This is a genomic window from Cohnella massiliensis (assembly GCF_900169535.1).
GTDB lineage: Bacteria > Bacillota > Bacilli > Paenibacillales > Paenibacillaceae > Cohnella > Cohnella algarum.
The window spans coordinates 925,517-943,561 of record NZ_LT821259.1 but is presented as its reverse complement, the minus strand read 5'-3'; the positions used below and the strand labels follow the sequence as shown (position 1 = coordinate 943,561).

Genomic DNA, 18,045 nt, shown 5'->3' with positions numbered 1-18,045 from the left:
CCAAATGAGAAGTCGACCTCTTAAATTTTCCTATGACTTATTCTGATCATCTACTTTATTCGGACTTGCACTTTCATCATCCATTGTCACTTGTTGAGGTTTACTTTCTGAACTAGCGAAATCCTTTGTTACAGGCGGCTTCTCATTACTAGTAGAAGTAACTGCTTCATTAGGTTTAGAAAGACTAGGCTGCTCTGGCTTCGTACTATCTCCTTTACCCCACATAGATTTCCAATCCAAACCACAGGATTCCCTAACAAAAGAAAGAATGTTTCGGGCGACCTTAAATCTCTCATCAGATATACCATAGCCGAATACTTTCATCAATTCTTCTTCTGAATATTCCTTACCTTTTAATCCTTGCTCGAAAAGAAGGAAGTCAAGATGCTGTGGCATCGTTAGATATATACTCGGACGAGCTAATGCTCTTTCGATTAAGCCGATCAAACTGGCTGTATATGGTGGAGGATCTATCGGACCGAACTCAACACTTTTAGGTGCTACTGATTTAGGCACTGATGATCTGATAATTTCATTCGCTAAGTCTCTCGCAGTACTAATTAAATCATTAGCGGTTCTCGGGTCTAAATCTCCATATGTAAGTTTAGATGTAATATGATCACGCCGAGCTTTTTCTGGCAACCCCAATACATCGGAACAAATCCAAAGGATTTGAAGCCCTACCAAGACGGTCAACTCACACGCAAGAAATTTCAGAGTATCTCGATGATCTTTATTGTGGTTACCAGCATGATCAAGACCTCGAGCAACGGTATTCAAAAACTCCAAGCAAATATTAATAGCAACGTAAGGATTCTCATGTAAATAAAGCTTCCTTGTATTAGACAGAATATTATTTATTGTTGAATTGGATTTCGCTACTTTTTGAAGAATACTTTCATATCTACTATAGAAGTCACAATCAGCTAGACCGAATGCATGTCTCTCGTCAGTATATTCCTCCAAAATATCACTGGTAAGTACCTTTACGCCTCCAGTGGATGCAAAACGAATGATTTCCCATTGAGTCTTATTTAAAGCAACAAATACATTATTCGCTTTTACGAATTCACCAAGACCTTTTGCCCAAAAGATACGCTCATAAGGCTTCGATCTGGCTTTATTCTTACAATCACAGATTATTCTGTGTCCCTGAAAAGGATTGGTGAAAATTATACCCAAGACATCAATATCCGTTGCGTCATGATTTGAAATTCCGTATTGAAGGGGAATCCCCCGCCTAGTTAAATAACCTTGGCATTGAAACATACTTGAAACCTGATACTCGAAACCAAAACCTTTCTTAGCCGATTTATCATCATTGGTCACCTATAAACACCTCCTGTCCTTAAAGTAGAAAGCATTTTACTTCTCAATGCTTCAACTGGAGCCGTTGACTTTGCAATGATCTGGTTCTTTCTTGTTTCTGGAATTACGCATCTACTTGGTTGTTCTTTAAGCAGATCACCAATATTTGATTCTGCCTCCAAAGCAACTTTGTTGTAAGTTATCATTTGCCGAACCAGTTCCCCGACCTCACGCTGTCTTAATTTCATATAGAATCCATATGGCTCTGCTGGGGTCGTTTGAATTACCCCATCCATCTCCAACAACGCATAATCCTCACCGATTGCAGTTGCTGGTCCAACCCATTCTCCACGTAGTAATTTGTTTACTATATTCAGCATCTTCTCTATAGTTGAAATCCTTCCTCTTCCAAACGAGGACTTGGTTTGTCCGAATCTCAGACAGCTCAACAAAATTTTCGCTTTATGAAACACATCCTCGGAAAGCGAAAAGCTGCCAACCCCTTGACCTCTTAATTGCGGAGTTGTCAGGAAGGTTGCCGCGCCAATTGCTGATTCAACAGTTACCCCATCAAGCAACCCTACACCTTCCATCATTTCGACAATATGCGGTTTAATCGTTGATGGTATATCTTCGATTAGGAACCCTGGAGTCTCCGAGACTAATCGCTGGACTTCCATTACCATGTCACGTTCGTCACTATCCAGAGCAGATAAAGCTTTTGCTACTCGCTGTGGATCTCCATTAAAGGAATATTCGTTATACAATACTTGATCGGAGCCTTCGCCACTCGCTTTCACAAGACCAAATGTCTTCTGAAGTTCAATTGTTGTGGCTGCACTTTCTTCCGAAACCCCATTCTTCGTTAAATACTCTTTAAGTTCATCAGGGACTCTAGGTAACTCAAAAGTATGATTCAACCCTATTAAACTAGCTTGCTCCTCTACCTGCGGCTCGAGCTTATCATATATTGTGGAGACGGTTTCCAAAGCTTCTTTACCCGAGAAGCAATATATCTCTATCTCTTTGGGTTTTCCCATTTCATCGACTATGTAATCGACTTTTCCTGCTTGCCGCAAGTAATCCAAGTAAGTGGTAAGTTCGCCTCCCGAGATACTTGACTGGCGTGCGAAAATTCTTGCATGTTGGTAGGGCACAATTTCTTGCTTGTCTGCGACCAATCTACCAAGCAAAGCACCAGCTTTTCCCGCTTGTTCAGTAGCCTCAAAATACGTAAGCTCAGTTGTATTTTGCTTAATCTCCGCTAAATGTTTGATTGTATTTACAATCCATGTCCCCTTCGTCAACTTGTCCACGATTCAACACACTCCACTAATATTTTACAAGATCAATTCGACGCCTTCCGACTTATTTCCTCTTTTACCTCCTAGAAACAGAGAAGCCCATGCTCGAGAGTTACCCCATTGCATGAGCATAATAAATAACATCATTTAATGAATACGATATAGACCTTGTTTACCGTTAGCGGCTGATCTTCCTCGTAAATCGTTACCTTATCCATCAGATCAGCTGATAAATTCTTAATAAGGTGCTGCGTGGCGGATAAAGTATGGTCTCCAAAGTCATAGATCACCAAAAATTTATAAGCTTCGGTCGGGTCAAGCGACTTCACTTTGGTTTTGCCTGTAAGCAACCCCTTGATATCATCAATGATACCCGTTTTCTGTTTGGAACCAAATACGTAGCCGTTATTGATCGGTTTATTACATTTGATCTCGGCTACGATCTTTATATCTCCGATGACCATTAGATCATAGCCATTATTGCTTGGCTTGGTGTTAAGCACCTGATCCAAGTAAACCTGATATTTCTCCTTAACGGAAGGGAATCGGTCGCTAAGCCAGTCAAGGAAGCGGATCGTTGTCTTGTAAGTAAGGATGTTATGTATGTCTTTCAGAGTGGTCTTGATGTCCTCGAAATCCTCAACTGATAGCCTGGAATAGTAATCGTCGTTACTGCCGGTTATTTTGTCCGCGATGAATCGGTTGAAGCGTTCTTTCAGTTCGGTTTCACGGTTATATGGCTGGCTCATGAATAACAACCCCCGATGATCAAATTAAAATCATTATACAAGAGATGCAAAATCCCTGTAAGTAATTGGGGATTGTGACTGAAGTGTTGTGAGTCGTAGTATAGTTAAAAAAGATCGACCCCTATTGAGATCGATCTTTAAAAACGTTTGACTTGCCACCAATACCGTTTCCTGATATCAAACGAACATCTGCTGCAACAAACCATTTTTCAACTGTATGAGGAATTCGACTTTCGATTCTTCCTTAGAGATTTTTTCTTCTAAGGTAAACAGAAACGAAGCAATCTTATTCTGTTCTTCAAGCGAAGGCAGTGGGATCTCGAGACTTCTAACCGAATCCCATTCTGTTCTCGGCATCTTGGAACCTGACGATATATTCGCTGCCTGTTGAAAGGTGTCACTTTGAATTATAAAATACAAAAATTCATTAGTAATTCTAGGACTTGTTGATGTCAAAACCCAAATTTCTGATGAGCAAACCCCATCAAATGTTGCATACCAATACTTCTTAAGGTACGGGCGTAGTTTTCCAAACAAAACAGAGCCTTTAGAAAACTCATTCTTAGTACTTTGTTGCTCGTGTGATAAGAAATATCCGTTGATTTGACCTCTTTCACCAACAATATTCTCTAATTCAATACACGGCACGTTCAACTTGCTTTGTGGATTGATCTTTTTTGAACTGTTTGTGGCAACTTGCTCGAACAGTTCAATGTCCCATTCAGGAAAATCCTGTCCATTCTCATCTTTGAACCGGAGTTCCTGCGAAAAAATCTTCTGTAGTATGCCCTTCTTGAACAACTCCAGTTGCTCAATTTTCTTCTGTTGCATCTCAATCTTCTGATCGAGAAGGGAGAAAAATGAAGAGATTTTCTCTTGTTCTGGTAAACTAGGTATTTTTATCGTCAAATTCTTCAGCTTATTAAAAGACAGGACTAACTGTGATGTTCCAACAATTTCTCTTACAATCTGCCTTGAGAGAAAATTATTTAAATAAATCCATACAAAGTACGGAGCTGCTCCATTGACATAAAACACTGGATAAAAATAACTCACAATCCCTTTATCGATCAAAGTGTTCCTATTAAAAACAAACCGACCATCATCACTTCTTGAGCGATAAGTAAAATACCCGTATGGAATGACATGGTATCCTATATTATCCTCCGTTGTAACTTGCCCATTAAAATGCTCAGTTTGTAATACCAAGCCTGCTCTAGAAGAGGTTAGGACTGGATACTGATTTTTTATCAGTGTCTTTTCTGTATACTCTACCAAGTACTCACTTAAGGGTCTCTCTTCCCAATTAGGATACACTTCCCCATTTTCTCTTGTAAATCTGAGTGGGGGACAATATTTGAGCGAATTCAACTTCTAAACCCCCAATTCCTTCAGATACTTCACAAGCTCTGAATCAATCTTGTTAATCTCATCATCAATTTCCTTAAGTCGAGCTTGAACCGCTTGAATATCGACCGTTTCTTCTTCCTCAAACGTATCGACATAACGAGGAATGTTTAGGTTAAAGTCATTTGATCTGACTTCGTCTAGACTAGCGGCATAAGAATACTTTTCGATGGTCTGACGAGTCTTATAGGTCTCAACGATCTTCTCTACATCTTCATCACGAAGACGATTTTGGTTCTTTCCTCTCTCGAAATCATGGGACGCATCGATGAACAGAATATTGTCATTCGCTTCTCGACACTTTTTGAACACAAGTATGCACGTTGGGATTGTTGTTCCAAAGAAGATGTTGGCTGGCAAGCCGATCACCGCATCCAAGTAGTTCTTTTCTTCAATCAGGTACTTACGGATAACCCCTTCTGCCGCGCCGCGGAACAATACCCCGTGGGGGAGAACAACTGCCATCGTTCCGTTATCATCAAGGTGATGAATCATATGTTGAACAAAAGCAAAATCCGCTTTAGATGCAGGAGCCAACTTACCATAGGCACTAAAGCGCTCGTCTTGCAGAAACTTTTCATCTGCACTCCATTTTGCAGAGTAGGGGGGATTTGCCACTACTGCTTCGAAGCGCATATCAATGTGCCGTGGATCTTCCAAACTATCGGCATTCTGAATATCGAAGTTATGATAAGACACATCATGCAGGAGCATGTTCATACGTGCCAAGTTGTACGTAGTGGAGGTTTTCTCTTGCCCGTAAAACTTCCGAACTTTGGCTTCCTTGGCAACCCGCAAGAGCAATGATCCCGAACCGCAAGTTGGGTCATAGACATTCCTCAAGTCCTTCTTACCAAGCGTCACTATCTTGGCAATAATTTTTGAAACTTGCGGTGGGGTGTAGAATTCGCCAGCTTTTTTACCCGCATGAGCTGCAAACTGACCAATTAAATACTCATATGCATCCCCTAAAATATCAATATCCGCATCATCATGTGTGAAAGGTATACTATTGATATTAACCATTACTTTTGCAATAACTTTGGAACGAGACTTCACATCACGACCCAATTTTGAAGATGATAAGTCCATATCTTCAAACAGATTACGGAATTCTTCCTGGCTTTCCGCTCCTAAGGTTGATTCGGTTACAGCAGTGACTGCTTTCTGTAACATTTCAATATCGAACTTACCTTGTTCTCCCTTAGCAATTTCCTCAATCATGCTTGAAAACAGATAGTCGGGTTCGATAACATAACCAATCTCCCGAATAAGTTGATCCTTTAATCCTTCACGATAAGCTTGATCCTTCCAAGCATCTTTATAAGAAATGTTATCTTCCTCGAGCAATTTGTTAGCCCGATCCTCCGTTTTCTCTGACAAGAAACGATAAAAGATCAAACCGAGAATATAGTCCTTAAATTCGTAAGCTTCAAGTTGACCTCGGAGGTCGTTCGCCATGTCCCAAAGCTTCTTATGTAATTCGCCCTGTTGATATCGCTGTAACTCAGTCGTTGTCATTTGCTTACCTCCTCCTTTAGATACCCCATTAATATTTGTTTGATATACTGCTGTTCCCATACGATTCTCTCCTGAAGTAGACGATTTTTTCGATGTAATAACCTGTGGACGCTACCAATCTTCACTTGATCGTCCATAGGTGGCAAAATAATTTCCAAAGTCCTAAGCATTTGAATCGACAAAGCTGCGATACTGGAACCTTGAGTGGCAATCTTCAATTGCTTGCGACAATCTGGATGTTCATTTATAAACCATTCCAGATAGTCAGGATGTAATTCACTTGTAGGCTCGATGATGGCAAAGTTAGAGGGGATTAGCTTGCCGACATGCTCCTGTTGCAATGCTACTGCTCGTTGTCCAGTCAAGCTAATTAAAACCAACCCCTCTTTGGCGAGCGGTAAAGACCCCAAGCGATCCTTAGCTACATGAACATCTTGCTGATTTTCTGATGATGTGGGATCGGGACTTAACCACTCATTCATTTCCTTCATCGTGTAGACCGGAAGCTTAACTGCATCCATTGAAGGTGATGTCTGGATACGCGCTAAAAATGCTCCTTGCACAACCGATGCACATTGTTCTAAATACAAACCAGCCCTCCCCTTTGCTATTTCGTTAAATAGCATTAATTCCAACATCTCCATAATAATAAAAAACAGCAGGAAAGGCAATCCTTTTCCTGCTATTTTTATAAATAGCACTACGAAAAGCGTTTGGTGTGCTCGGTGATGAACTCAATGATCCGTTGAATCATTGCTCGTTTTTGAAGGAAAGGCAACTTGACGGCATCACTTATTTCTTGTTGGTTAACAAGTCCACCATATTCATATTCTTGCACGAAGCTCTGGATCGCTTCGGGCGATAACCCCACTTCACCAGCGAATGCCTCGATTTCCTTCATTCGTTCTTCTTGTTCAAACGCATTATAGTTATCGTCTACCGAATCAGCATTGGTTAAGGTCGGTACGACCTTCCGCAAGAACTCCTTCAGTAAGTTCGCCTTGAGACGGAGCTGCTCATTGTCCGCCCGATCAATCTCATCTTCAATGTCCTTTATTGACTTGTCCCGTTCTTCCTGATTGTCGAAATCGATGTTGCGGATCAGATTCATGATGTAGCTGACATTGATCCGATCGGTATGCATCAACTCAATCAGGAAGTCAACGTTTGCCAAGATCGATTCCTTATCCCCGCCGCGCTTGACTTCCTCGTAGATACGGAGGTACTTACTTTTGTAGTCCTGGTACTCCTGCTCATGAATACCTAATCGAGCTGGATCGAATTCAAACTCGGTGAAAGTTTGGAGACGAGTCAGGTACTTAGTAAGATCGCGGAAGCTGACCACAAACTCCTGTTTTTCTTCCTCCCGCTCCAGACTGTCTACTGCCGCTGGCGTAGTGGCGAGGGCTTTTACTTTCGCCAATGCTGCCCTAAACATTTGAAGGTACTCTTCATAGCTTTTCATCAGGACATCGTCAACATTGTCCGTCTTCGAGAACAACTTGATCGCTTCGTCGGTATCTTCCTTCAAGTTACGGAAACAGACGATATTTCCGTAGGGCTTGGTCGCTTTCTCTGTCCGATTGGTACGAGAGAAGGCTTGAATCAAGTTGTGATACTTCAAAAAGCGATCCATGTAGAGGATGTTCAAGGTCTTGCTGTCGAATCCTGTCAAAAAGATATTAACCACCAACAGAATATCGATTTGGGCGGTCTTGACCCGTCTTGAGACATCAGCAAAATACCCCTGATACTTATCCGTAGAGAAATTGGTGCCGAACATGGCATTGTAGTCTTTAATGATACGTTCAAGGCTATCTCGCGAGTGCTCATCTTGTCCGTCACCCTCACTATCCTCGTTCTGCCCATAGGTGAAGATAGCTGCAATCTTGAAATTGTGCGACAGCGATTTAAAGGTGTCGTAATACTTGATCAGCATCGGGATGCTGTCTACAGTGAACAAGCCGGTGTAGCCTTTACTGCGGGACTTACGGTCGTGGTGCGCGATAATATTCTCGGCAATCATTCGGATACGATCATCATGCATCCAAACTTCGTCAGTCAAAATGCCTTTTACGCGGGTCTGATCCTTCTCGTCAATCGAGACTTCAACTGTTTGAATGTAATCCACCGAAAACCCCAAGACATTACCATCATGAATCGCATCTTTAATCAGATACGTATGTAGACATTTTTCAAAAATATCGGCAGTTACCCGACCGTCCTGACTTTTATTTACCTCGAACAAAGGTGTCCCCGTGAAGCCAAAATACTGCGCCTCTTTAAAATGATTGTCAACGAGTCTTTTCATCTTACCAAATTGACTCCGGTGACATTCATCAATGATGAAAACGACCCGCTCTTGCTGATAGGGCTTCATGATCTGCTCATATCGCGGATTTTTTATGGCGTTCGCCATCTTTTGAATTGTAGTAACGATCAACGGTTTGGTTAAGTCCGAAATTTGTGCGACCAGTTTTTCCGTATCATCCGTCATGTCCACCGAATCGGGTTCAAACTTGTTAAACTCCGCCAAGGTCTGGCTATCCAAATCCTTACGGTCAACGAGAAAGAATACTTTCTTAATGTGTGGTTCATTGGCAAGGATTTGACTCGCCTTAAATGATGTCAACGTCTTACCGCTACCAGTGGTATGCCAGATGTAACCATTATTCTTGGTTTCTAAGGCACGCTTAATAAGTGCTTCGACAGCATAGACCTGATATGGTCGCATGACCATCAACAGTTTCTCGGTCTCATTAATTACCATGTATCGGGCAATCATCTTCGCCATGTGGCATCTTTCTAAAAAGCTGGCGGCAAAATCGCTTAAATTGGTGATGCGATTATTCTCTGCATCCGACCAGAAGAAAGTATGCGAAAACAGAATGTCGCCATCGGAGTTGGCAAAATATTTCGTATCAACCCCATTACTAACGACAAACATCTGCAGATAGCGATATAACCCCTTGAAGGAGTGTTTCCGATACCGTTGAATCTGGTTGAACGCCTCTTTGAAGTCTAAGCCGCGGCGCTTTAACTCGATTTGAACCACAGGTAAACCGTTAATGAAGATTGTTACATCATAACGGTTCTTATACTTCCCTTCGACTGTGGTCTGATTGGTGACCTGAAAGATGTTCCTGCACCAATCACGAGTATTCATCAGTTCGAGGTAAACCTCAGTTCCATCATCACGTTGGAATACTTGCTTATCTCTAAGAATCTTTGCGGAATCAAAAATGCTTTTACCGTCAACCTGGGTCAAGAAACGGCTGAACTCGGCATCGGTCAGTGGCTGACCGTTCAATTTCTTCTCGTTAAATCTGTTCAGTTGCTGCCTGAAGTTTTCGAGAAGTGAAACGTAATCATTTATGGTTACTCGCTCGTAGCCTTGACGAACAAGCTGCTCAATCAAATTTTTCTCTAGCTGGGCTTCCGATTGATAGGACAAAATGCAGAACCTCCTTAGATAACTTATACTCCTCATACATTGGTTTCTTATATTATTCTACAATGTTCTATCGTTATCCTTCTAAAGACCCAGATTGATCTAGAACAACCGAAACAACATCTTCAATTGATACCCTGCAAGGTTAATCACCATTTCAAGTTATTACAACAAAAACCGGCATAAGTGCCGGTTTGGGTGATCCCAATTTTCAATTTACAAGTATTAATGGATGCAACAAACCTCTTATCTTTCATGGGAGTTCCTCTTTTTCTACTTAGCCTTCTTACGCAGTAGATGCTGACGGTTTATTGTCGTTTCGAGCATCGATTAAGACGATGTTTTTTGACCCATGTAACCCTAATTCTTTCAGTATTCTATCAACTTTCTTAAACTCATGCTCGGTGAAATATATAATCACTTTAATCGACTTGCCAGTCTCGTTTGCTTTTTCATAAATAGAAACTTGGTTCTTCAAGTTTCTTCTTAACTGAGAATTGCTTGCCAATTTGAACTCAACCAAGGTCTTATCTTTGCTTCCTCGGGAAATCTTAAAATCAACTGGACCCCTTCCGTTATTGACTTCTCTATTTACATCAGAGACGGTTGCAAACCAAGTTAATCTATACAGTATTTGTAGGTCTTCCTCTTTCTTAATTGGCAAACCATTTGAATAAAATATCCTATACCCATCATTATTCTCAATAACATTTTTCAAATAGATTACTCTTTGCAAGGACTCTTCAAATGTATTCCCTGATGTTCGATAAAAATCAGTCTCCGAATTTAATAAATGTATTAACTGCTTAAACTGCTCAACATAGAATGTCGCCGACTCTTTCACTTTCTCGAGGCTACTTGCCTCTGCCTCATCTCCGCGTTGTTCTTTGAATTTAATATAGTAATCAATAAACTCAGGATATTCAACAATTACTTTGCTAACAGCATAGCTACGGTCTTTAGCAGAATGCTTCTTAGGTAATATCATATAGAAATAATTATTTATTTGTTCCCGAAGCTGCTCATTATCTATACATTCTGGAATCAATGTAAAGTCTTTTACAATATCAGACTTATTGATCCACGTATCATCTTTAGTTAGTATGTCGACAGGGGTTAGAAGCACATAGTCATTATTAAAATAAGGTAAGGTGAAAAAATCTCTCTCCCATGTTTCAGTCTCATAATTAAACCTAACGTTCTGAACATGGACTCTTCTCGTAAATTTCGGTTTCAAATGCTTCAAAGCAAAAGCCTGAGTATACCCCAAAAGATACTCATGTATTAATCTCGTGGTAAAGTCGCTAATATTATCGCGACCTACGTTTTCCTTTATAATACATAATTTTTCAAGATGACTACCCTGTGTAATCTTCTCTTTACCGAAATCAGAAAATAGATTTCCTAGATTTTCATGGAGCGCAACTGCAAAATCTCTACCTAAGCCACTTCCTCCATTTCCATTACGACAGAATCCAAACCAGTTCTGCTTAATCTCGGGAAACATATACCATGCCCGTAAAAGCCCATCGGAAATCATTCCACTCTGTGCTTTATCCCTAAGAAATCTTAAATACTTTAGAATATTGTTATGTAACATCTGGTATTCTTTCTTCGGACTATTAAATAATAGAAACGGGTCAATGAATAAAGGTAAATCATTAATAAGCGAAATATCAAATGCACCATAATTCTCAAGGACACTTGGTTTTATTTCAAAAAAGTCAGAAAAATATACCTTTAATTTCATCGAACCGACCCCCAGTAACAGTCAACAATCTTTTCTAATATGTTCGTCAATTAGTGACATAATTCCTGCAAGATCAAATGTCAGTTAGGTCAAATTGATAAATGTTACTTGATGATCCGATACATTGACAGGTCATACTGAGAATCAGTCAGGGAGGACACTAATCTTTCTCCATTGTTATCGAATGCGATCTCCTCAAGGTTTTGGTTCGAAAGAAACGCTCCCTCAATGTTGCTGATCTCCCCTGACTTAATTCTTTGGGATAGTTGCTGTGCGAGGTATTGAGACAGTGAATTTTGTTCATTAGTTCCCTGACCGCCGACTTTATACCCCAAGTCTTTAACGATTTCTGGATGTCGCTTTTTTACTTCGATAGCCAATTGATATGCCGTTATAAATGGGATGCCAAAGTGATGATCGGGTTTACTCTGATAAGTTATTTCAGAAAGAATATCTACAATTTTGGTTTCAATGTCGTGTTCTTTCCATATACTCACAATATTAACCCCCATAACTGCCATAAAGAATTGTATCCACTTTATCGATACGTTCCTTCAATAATCCGAGATCGACTGACATTTCATCAGGCAGAGTAGATGAATAATCAAGCCTCCAGAAATAACGGAAGTGGAATGATCTCGGGTCGACTTGTTGAAACTCTTCGATTACAGAGTCAATAAGCTCACGACCCTCTTTTGTAGTTTCATCCTTGATTTTCTTTCTCACCTTTTCCCATATCTTCGATAAATCGTGATCCATCTTGGTGCTTTTATCATAAATCTTCACATAAAGATTTTTCAGAACAAGCTCTAAATACTGACGATAAAGAAATACAATAGGGAACACATAAGCATCGGCTAAACTGATCCCTAAAACCTTATCAACAAGATCGTCCGCTGCATCTTTATACCCCGAGATGTATCCGAATTGCTTCAATCCCTCAATACCTAACTCTTTCTCAACATTGCTTTGCCAGCCAATATTGACCATATTAGTTCCAGTACGAAATTTATCCTTAAATATCTTCTTGCTCATCTTCAATCACCTCCGATCTACAAAATGGCTTTCAACTTGCGTTGGAAATCTGACGTGAAAACATTTTTACTGACAGCATCAGCAAACAGCATCAGGAGTTCGTTCTCATTAATATCAAGCGGTCTTAAGATCAATCGTTCGTTATCATTTTTGTTCTTCTTGTAGTAGGCGAAGCGAATCTCATCTTCACCACTTGTCTTTACAGTTATCCGTTCGATGGTGCAAATGAATTCACCAAGCTCCAGCCGTCCCTGCTTCAAGAGATCGCAATAATCAGTACTCTTTAATATCTCCGTCTTTTCCTGTGTTTCTTTATGCAGGTCGATTACCCCAAATTCAACTAAGAGCTTCGATAAAGCCAAGTTGATTAGGGAATTCTTACTCATTTTCGTCTTGTCGGCAAGGTTAGTCAGTGCATCATCAATGTCCTGGGATAGAGACAAGTTCAGTCGAGTTTTTTCATCCATCTTTAACACCTCATATCAATGTCGTTTTCACTTATGGTGTCATTTTAACACATTCTGCAAAAGTGAGTCAATGCCCCGAACTGAAAAATGGTGCAATTGTGCCTTGCTTAATGCTAACCATCATCGATAGGTATCTCAGTTCCATCTTTGTTAACACTCCAGCGGTTGTCCTTATTACGAACGATGGCAAAACCGTTCTCGAAGTCCCTGATGATCTCGTCAAATTGAGAGGGGATGATCAGCTTGCCCTTCAAGTCGATGAACCCCCCCCCCCACTTGCCATCGAAATTCTGTACAGCCGCTAAGCCATTATGAAAGTAACCCGCGTTGGCGTACTGGAGTGGGATGACTTCATCTCCGTTCAGATCAATGTAGCCGTATCCTGTGGGAAGGTTTGCGTCTCTAACCAAAGCAAAACCTTCATGGAAACCGCTTACCGATTGATACCCCCGAGAGAAGGGAACGACGAAATTACCGGCTTGGTCGAGGATGCCGACTAGACCTTCCTTGTTTTCAGTGCGGATCAGACCGTGTTCGATTGGAATGAAGTACTGGCACTCGCAGGGGATGATCTCATTTCCTTGATCATCGATTAGTCCGTAGAAATCTTGACCAAATCCATACTTGTTGATCCGGAGTTGCTTAATGACCGTTATGCTTGGCTTAAACTTGACGGACGTTTGTACGGGATACTTGGGATTGTTCAAATAAATCTTCCTCCTTCAGCTATTAACGGCTCTATAAAGTAATGCGGCTTTCAAACTTCAAAGGAGCTGCTCCTCACATAACCTCCACATTTCACAAAGATTGGGAAGGAGTTCCATGAAGATAGTTTTCGCTTCGTCAAACGTATCCATCGACCAAGGCTCGATGTCGGGCAGAACTTTCAGGTAATTTTTGAACTTGTATCGAACGGAATTCTTGACTTCATAGGCAGATGCGATGGCAGTTCCTTCATCGAGGAAAACTACTGGGATGTACAGGTGGCTTGCAAGACCTTCAAAGAAAGAGCGACCGATACCCCCATCTGCATGGTAATTCAACCACGACTCGAAATACCAATTGCCTCCGACTTTCACCATCAGGACAAAGAGATACACATCGTTAAGAGCAAAAGCGGCAACTCGAATGTTGATCTGCGGCTTAGAACCAAAGCAATCACGCATAGTTCTGTCGGTCTTAATAAAAACGGCAGGTCTCCAATTGATGCCTCCGTCCGTCGATACCATGTCCAGTGCCATTGATCCGGGCGGCACATGCTCGAATAAGTCGATAATGTTATTGCCTTGCCATTTGTTACCTGAATCTTTAGCATTGTCATAACCTCCAATTAAATGATTGCTGAATCTACTTATATTGCTATACCTCTTAAAAATTGTCCGTAAGTGGATTTCAACTCCTTCAACAAACAAAAAATCTCTCAAATCCAATCACTGAAGAGATCCTGAAACATTCACTCATTTCCTTATGTGCCGATTTAAAGTACATCTCCTATCAATACCCCTATAAGAAAAACAAAAGATGGTGCCGCTTGGACACCATCTCAATTCTTAGATTGAATTTGTATACTTTCCACCGCTTCTCCTCCAAGGTTACACGCCGAAACTAAGGCTACTTGCATTAAAAACACCAATCAGTTAGTGGGACTCAACTGATGAATAAAGGAAAAATACGTTTCAAAGCTCATGCGGAATTTTAGACGTATCTGGTGGGGGCACATACCCAACCTTATTATTAATCAGGTTGCATATGCGATCAAATGAGTTGCCTGGATTTTTACCAGATAGAAACGAATATACACTGTGGTTGCCATCTTTATTAATATATGAAATACTTAGTGTCTTGTATTCTCGTTTGACACCAAAACCTCCGCCTGCACGAATCCAATCGCTATGTTTATGTACGGATGCGCTTTGTATCTTCTCTAATCGAATAATCTCAATGTCATCGATCGTTACACGGTCTGGATAAACATAAAGAATCCGCTTCTGCTCTCCATGACTATACCCGCTAACACAATCTAAAAATCCCTTTTGCTTTTGTCTGATATAGACAAATACAAAAAATCCTGCTACAGCTAAAACCAAAATCACCCAAAATGCGGGATAAAACATAAGTTGCAATAATACAATTAACAGCGGAATACTACATAACAGCAGAAGGAAAATCAAATATGGATGCACTAACCAAGCCCCTCCTAACCACCAACACCTTTTGGAATTACCGTAAACAGAACATTTCCTCGTCTCTTTTACTTAAACAAAACTTCCAGCATCGCAATTTCGTCCTCGCTAACGGACTTACCCCAATATTCTTCAACTAATTGGTCTACTGTCATAAAACTGTCCTCACTGAAATCGAGATGATAGTAGTAATTACCTATATAACCACTGTAACTTGATTCCTTACCGACGCTATACTTCAAAGGAAGATTAAACATCTTATACTGCCCTTCTCGAATTTCTTGGAACGTGGACTGAATGTCTTCATACATTAATTTTTGCATTGCTTTTCCTACTGCAGTAAAACGGTCACTTTGCATATTCTCTTGGTATCTACTTTCGATCATCTGTTCAATGTAGTCTGTGCCAGTCTTAAATTGAATCTTTGAAAAGACTAGATACAGGTTTTTCAGAATAACACTAGGCAGATTATTCGTTGTCTTTCCTATATACTCAATGCGTCGAAAACCATATTCAGTATTTTCAATTTGTCTCACAATTTCCCCTTTAAAATATTCGGAAAAATGTTCAGAAACAGTTTGATACCTATGCAATAAAATATTCATAGAGTTTGGGTCAAACAATTGCAAATCCTTATAAATCTCAACAGACTTAAATAAATCACCTTTCAATAAATACAATACCCCATTGATATATTGAACTGCCTTCTTTTCTTCAAGCAGTAGTTTTGATCTTTTACAGAACCGCTGAATAAACTCCTCATTAAACTTAATATACTCATCAAGCAATCCAGCTTTATTAATTTCAATCTCGTTGCGGAGAATATACGAATGATAAAAATCTCTCAGCAAGTCATAATGTTGCTTTTCATTTCTATTGTTCTCGATTCTCGACTTAAGGTACTTGTATTTATCCAACTCAAACTCATCAATCTCGTCAAATCTTTTACGTATACTCGATACAGCAATGTCAGCTGTTCCACAGTATTGATTCAATAATATTGCTAGTTGAGAGCCATCGATTAGTTCTATGTTTTTGTTATCCGCAAACTCAACTGCTTTGTCGGAGAACGTCGAGTTGGTAATAATAATGCCCTTATTGGCATTTTGGCTTAATACAACCCCATATAAATCTCTAACTGTAGGTTCCCCAATAGCTGCATTCCAGCGTTTACACTGCACTAGATACTTCCCTTTAATAATCGGTTGATCTGAATATGCTATTATATCAACGCCACCGTCACCTGACAGCGAGGTCATTTCCACCAAAAACCCCATACTTCTTAATAATTGGGTAATGAGTCTTTCAAAATCATAACCATCCATCGTATGTATGCTCAAATTAAAAAATCACCCTTTATACCAAAATCATTAATCTTCCACATTCAGACTTATACTTTAATATTACCATATTTGTCTTAGGTTGAGTGAAATGAGTGGGTAGAATGGTCAAGTGGGGCATTAAAGCCGAGATACCCCCTTGGAGAGTAATACAAATAAAAATCACACCTCAGGGAAGTGTGATTGGGATTACCATGTCGTTTAATTTGCCCGATATCTATTCACATACACCGAAAACTGGGATATAAGCTTATTGGGAAGGACTCATTCAAACGCAGTAGCTATTACATTCATAAAATTAATTCCTGCTAACATCTCGCTCGAATGAGGAAACAAGCAAAGTGTTAGGATTGATAGACCTACAGCACACACTACTATTAGAGTGAACACTTTCTTATTATTCCCAAAATTCATTATTTTTACTCGATTAATCATTGCAAATTCAGAAATATCCAACAGAAATCCTAGAAAGCATAATGAAGCCATAATTATTGAAAGACTACTGAAGAAAAGAATTACTTCCCATAATGGATAGTTCCACATCATCTCATTTTCCTCCAACCCTATTCTCGACTTGCATTCAAGTGTCGTACTGAACTGGTCTATCCGTAGAGGTTTTACTTCTTCTTGGCACTAAATGTTATCGTTAGTACTTAGACTTCTTCTCAGCTAATGTATATTTGCTCTTTATCCAACTCCAAAAATAATTTCTTCTCCATCTGATATACAAAATATCAGCTTGACTATCTGCAAGGCATTGCTGCTCTAAATATTCCCACTACCATATCCAAACTAGCCAAAAACGCATTGATCATCCACATCTCCTCCAAACTTTGACTTTTTATTTTTCCCTTCGCTGTTTGTAAGAAATATCAAATGCTAACTGCAAAAATTGAGTTTAACTCCCAATTGTATTGATATGAAATTAATGAGCTAAGCTGTCGAATACCGATAAAATATCCGTTCAGCAAAATATAACTGCACATTATTTCAAAATCTCGAGTTCACCCCAATTCAAAGAAACAGAGTGCTCAGCCAGCCCGAACACTCTGCAAGAACGCACCCAACTCAATGGGAACATGATGATATGGGGTTGAAATCCCTTTAAGGTTAAACTCTTTACTGCGTTTCGTTAAAAGATACCTTGTTTGAACAACATCCCGATAAACCTGTGGGTGAACTTTGATTTTTGGATTATACTTCAGAGCCGTGTAGTGGTCGCATAGATTATGCAAGTCGATAAAGAGCGCACTCATGTTGATCGTAACCCCTTGTTCAAGGCAGAAGTTATAAAAGTGAGCAAAGTCGTTTTTTGACTTAAGGCAATTCTGTAGGAATACTAATAAGTCGCCACCCAGTTCCAAATAGACTAAATTACTTTGAGCGGAATCCATTAAGTCGATTTCTGGTAGCAGCTCACTATATTGACCAACTACAGTGCGAACATGCTTCATAGTAGGTTTGTTGATAATAAGCGCCACCAAGAAATGATCGGGTCTTCTCAGAATAGTTGATTCAGTCGACATAAGC

General features: G+C 40.0%; 16 protein-coding genes. All 16 read right to left on the bottom strand.

Going from position 1 to position 18,045, the window contains the following annotated elements; genetic code table 11:
- Window positions 1-30: 30 nt before the first annotated feature.
- A complete protein-coding gene (locus B7E11_RS18075) occupies window positions 31-1,329 on the bottom strand; it encodes a hypothetical protein (RefSeq protein WP_080837103.1) in 1,299 nt (432 codons plus the stop codon).
- Complete coding sequence (locus B7E11_RS18070; RefSeq protein ID WP_080837099.1) at window positions 1,326-2,624, bottom strand: hypothetical protein; 1,299 nt, start codon at window positions 2,622-2,624, stop codon at window positions 1,326-1,328. Before B7E11_RS18070 ends, B7E11_RS18075 begins: the two co-directional genes overlap by 4 nt.
- Window positions 2,625-2,755: 131 nt before the next feature.
- The gene (locus B7E11_RS18065) at window positions 2,756-3,361 is read right to left on the bottom strand and encodes a hypothetical protein (RefSeq protein WP_080837098.1); all 606 of its coding nucleotides are present in this window, start codon (window positions 3,359-3,361) and stop codon (window positions 2,756-2,758) included.
- 177 nt (window positions 3,362-3,538) lie between these two features.
- Window positions 3,539-4,732, bottom strand: a complete 1,194-nt coding sequence (locus B7E11_RS18060) for a restriction endonuclease subunit S (protein ID WP_139787244.1) — start codon at window positions 4,730-4,732, stop codon at window positions 3,539-3,541.
- Window positions 4,733-4,735: 3 nt separating this feature from the next.
- On the bottom strand, window positions 4,736-6,289 hold the full coding sequence (locus B7E11_RS18055) for a type I restriction-modification system subunit M (RefSeq protein ID WP_080837093.1): 1,554 nt from the start codon (window positions 6,287-6,289) through the stop codon (window positions 4,736-4,738).
- Window positions 6,286-6,960: a restriction endonuclease subunit S domain-containing protein gene (locus tag B7E11_RS18050; RefSeq protein WP_080837091.1), complete on the bottom strand. Its 675-nt coding sequence runs from the start codon at window positions 6,958-6,960 to the stop codon at window positions 6,286-6,288. Before B7E11_RS18050 ends, B7E11_RS18055 begins: the two co-directional genes overlap by 4 nt.
- A gap of 29 nt (window positions 6,961-6,989) precedes the next feature.
- Window positions 6,990-9,743: a type I restriction endonuclease subunit R gene (locus tag B7E11_RS18045; RefSeq protein WP_080837089.1), complete on the bottom strand. Its 2,754-nt coding sequence runs from the start codon at window positions 9,741-9,743 to the stop codon at window positions 6,990-6,992.
- A gap of 283 nt (window positions 9,744-10,026) precedes the next feature.
- On the bottom strand, window positions 10,027-11,490 hold the full coding sequence (locus B7E11_RS18040) for a hypothetical protein (protein WP_080837087.1): 1,464 nt from the start codon (window positions 11,488-11,490) through the stop codon (window positions 10,027-10,029).
- Between the two features lie 104 nt (window positions 11,491-11,594).
- Window positions 11,595-11,987: a hypothetical protein gene (locus B7E11_RS18035; protein ID WP_139787243.1), complete on the bottom strand. Its 393-nt coding sequence runs from the start codon at window positions 11,985-11,987 to the stop codon at window positions 11,595-11,597.
- Between the two features lie 4 nt (window positions 11,988-11,991).
- Window positions 11,992-12,525 (bottom strand): hypothetical protein, encoded by a 534-nt coding sequence (locus tag B7E11_RS18030; protein WP_080837084.1) that lies wholly within the window; start codon window positions 12,523-12,525, stop codon window positions 11,992-11,994.
- Between the two features lie 17 nt (window positions 12,526-12,542).
- A complete protein-coding gene (locus tag B7E11_RS18025; protein ID WP_080837081.1) occupies window positions 12,543-12,992 on the bottom strand; it encodes a hypothetical protein in 450 nt (149 codons plus the stop codon).
- Between the two features lie 113 nt (window positions 12,993-13,105).
- On the bottom strand, window positions 13,106-13,699 hold the full coding sequence (locus tag B7E11_RS18020) for a WG repeat-containing protein (protein ID WP_080837079.1): 594 nt from the start codon (window positions 13,697-13,699) through the stop codon (window positions 13,106-13,108).
- 57 nt (window positions 13,700-13,756) lie between these two features.
- A complete protein-coding gene (locus B7E11_RS18015; RefSeq protein WP_080837077.1) occupies window positions 13,757-14,422 on the bottom strand; it encodes a hypothetical protein in 666 nt (221 codons plus the stop codon).
- Window positions 14,423-14,668: 246 nt separating this feature from the next.
- A complete protein-coding gene (locus tag B7E11_RS29075; RefSeq protein WP_139787242.1) occupies window positions 14,669-15,175 on the bottom strand; it encodes a hypothetical protein in 507 nt (168 codons plus the stop codon).
- Between the two features lie 68 nt (window positions 15,176-15,243).
- Window positions 15,244-16,500 (bottom strand): restriction endonuclease, encoded by a 1,257-nt coding sequence (locus tag B7E11_RS18010; protein ID WP_139787241.1) that lies wholly within the window; start codon window positions 16,498-16,500, stop codon window positions 15,244-15,246.
- Between the two features lie 1,046 nt (window positions 16,501-17,546).
- Window positions 17,547-18,041: a hypothetical protein gene (locus B7E11_RS18000; protein ID WP_080837069.1), complete on the bottom strand. Its 495-nt coding sequence runs from the start codon at window positions 18,039-18,041 to the stop codon at window positions 17,547-17,549.
- Between the last annotated feature and the right edge of the window lie 4 nt (window positions 18,042-18,045).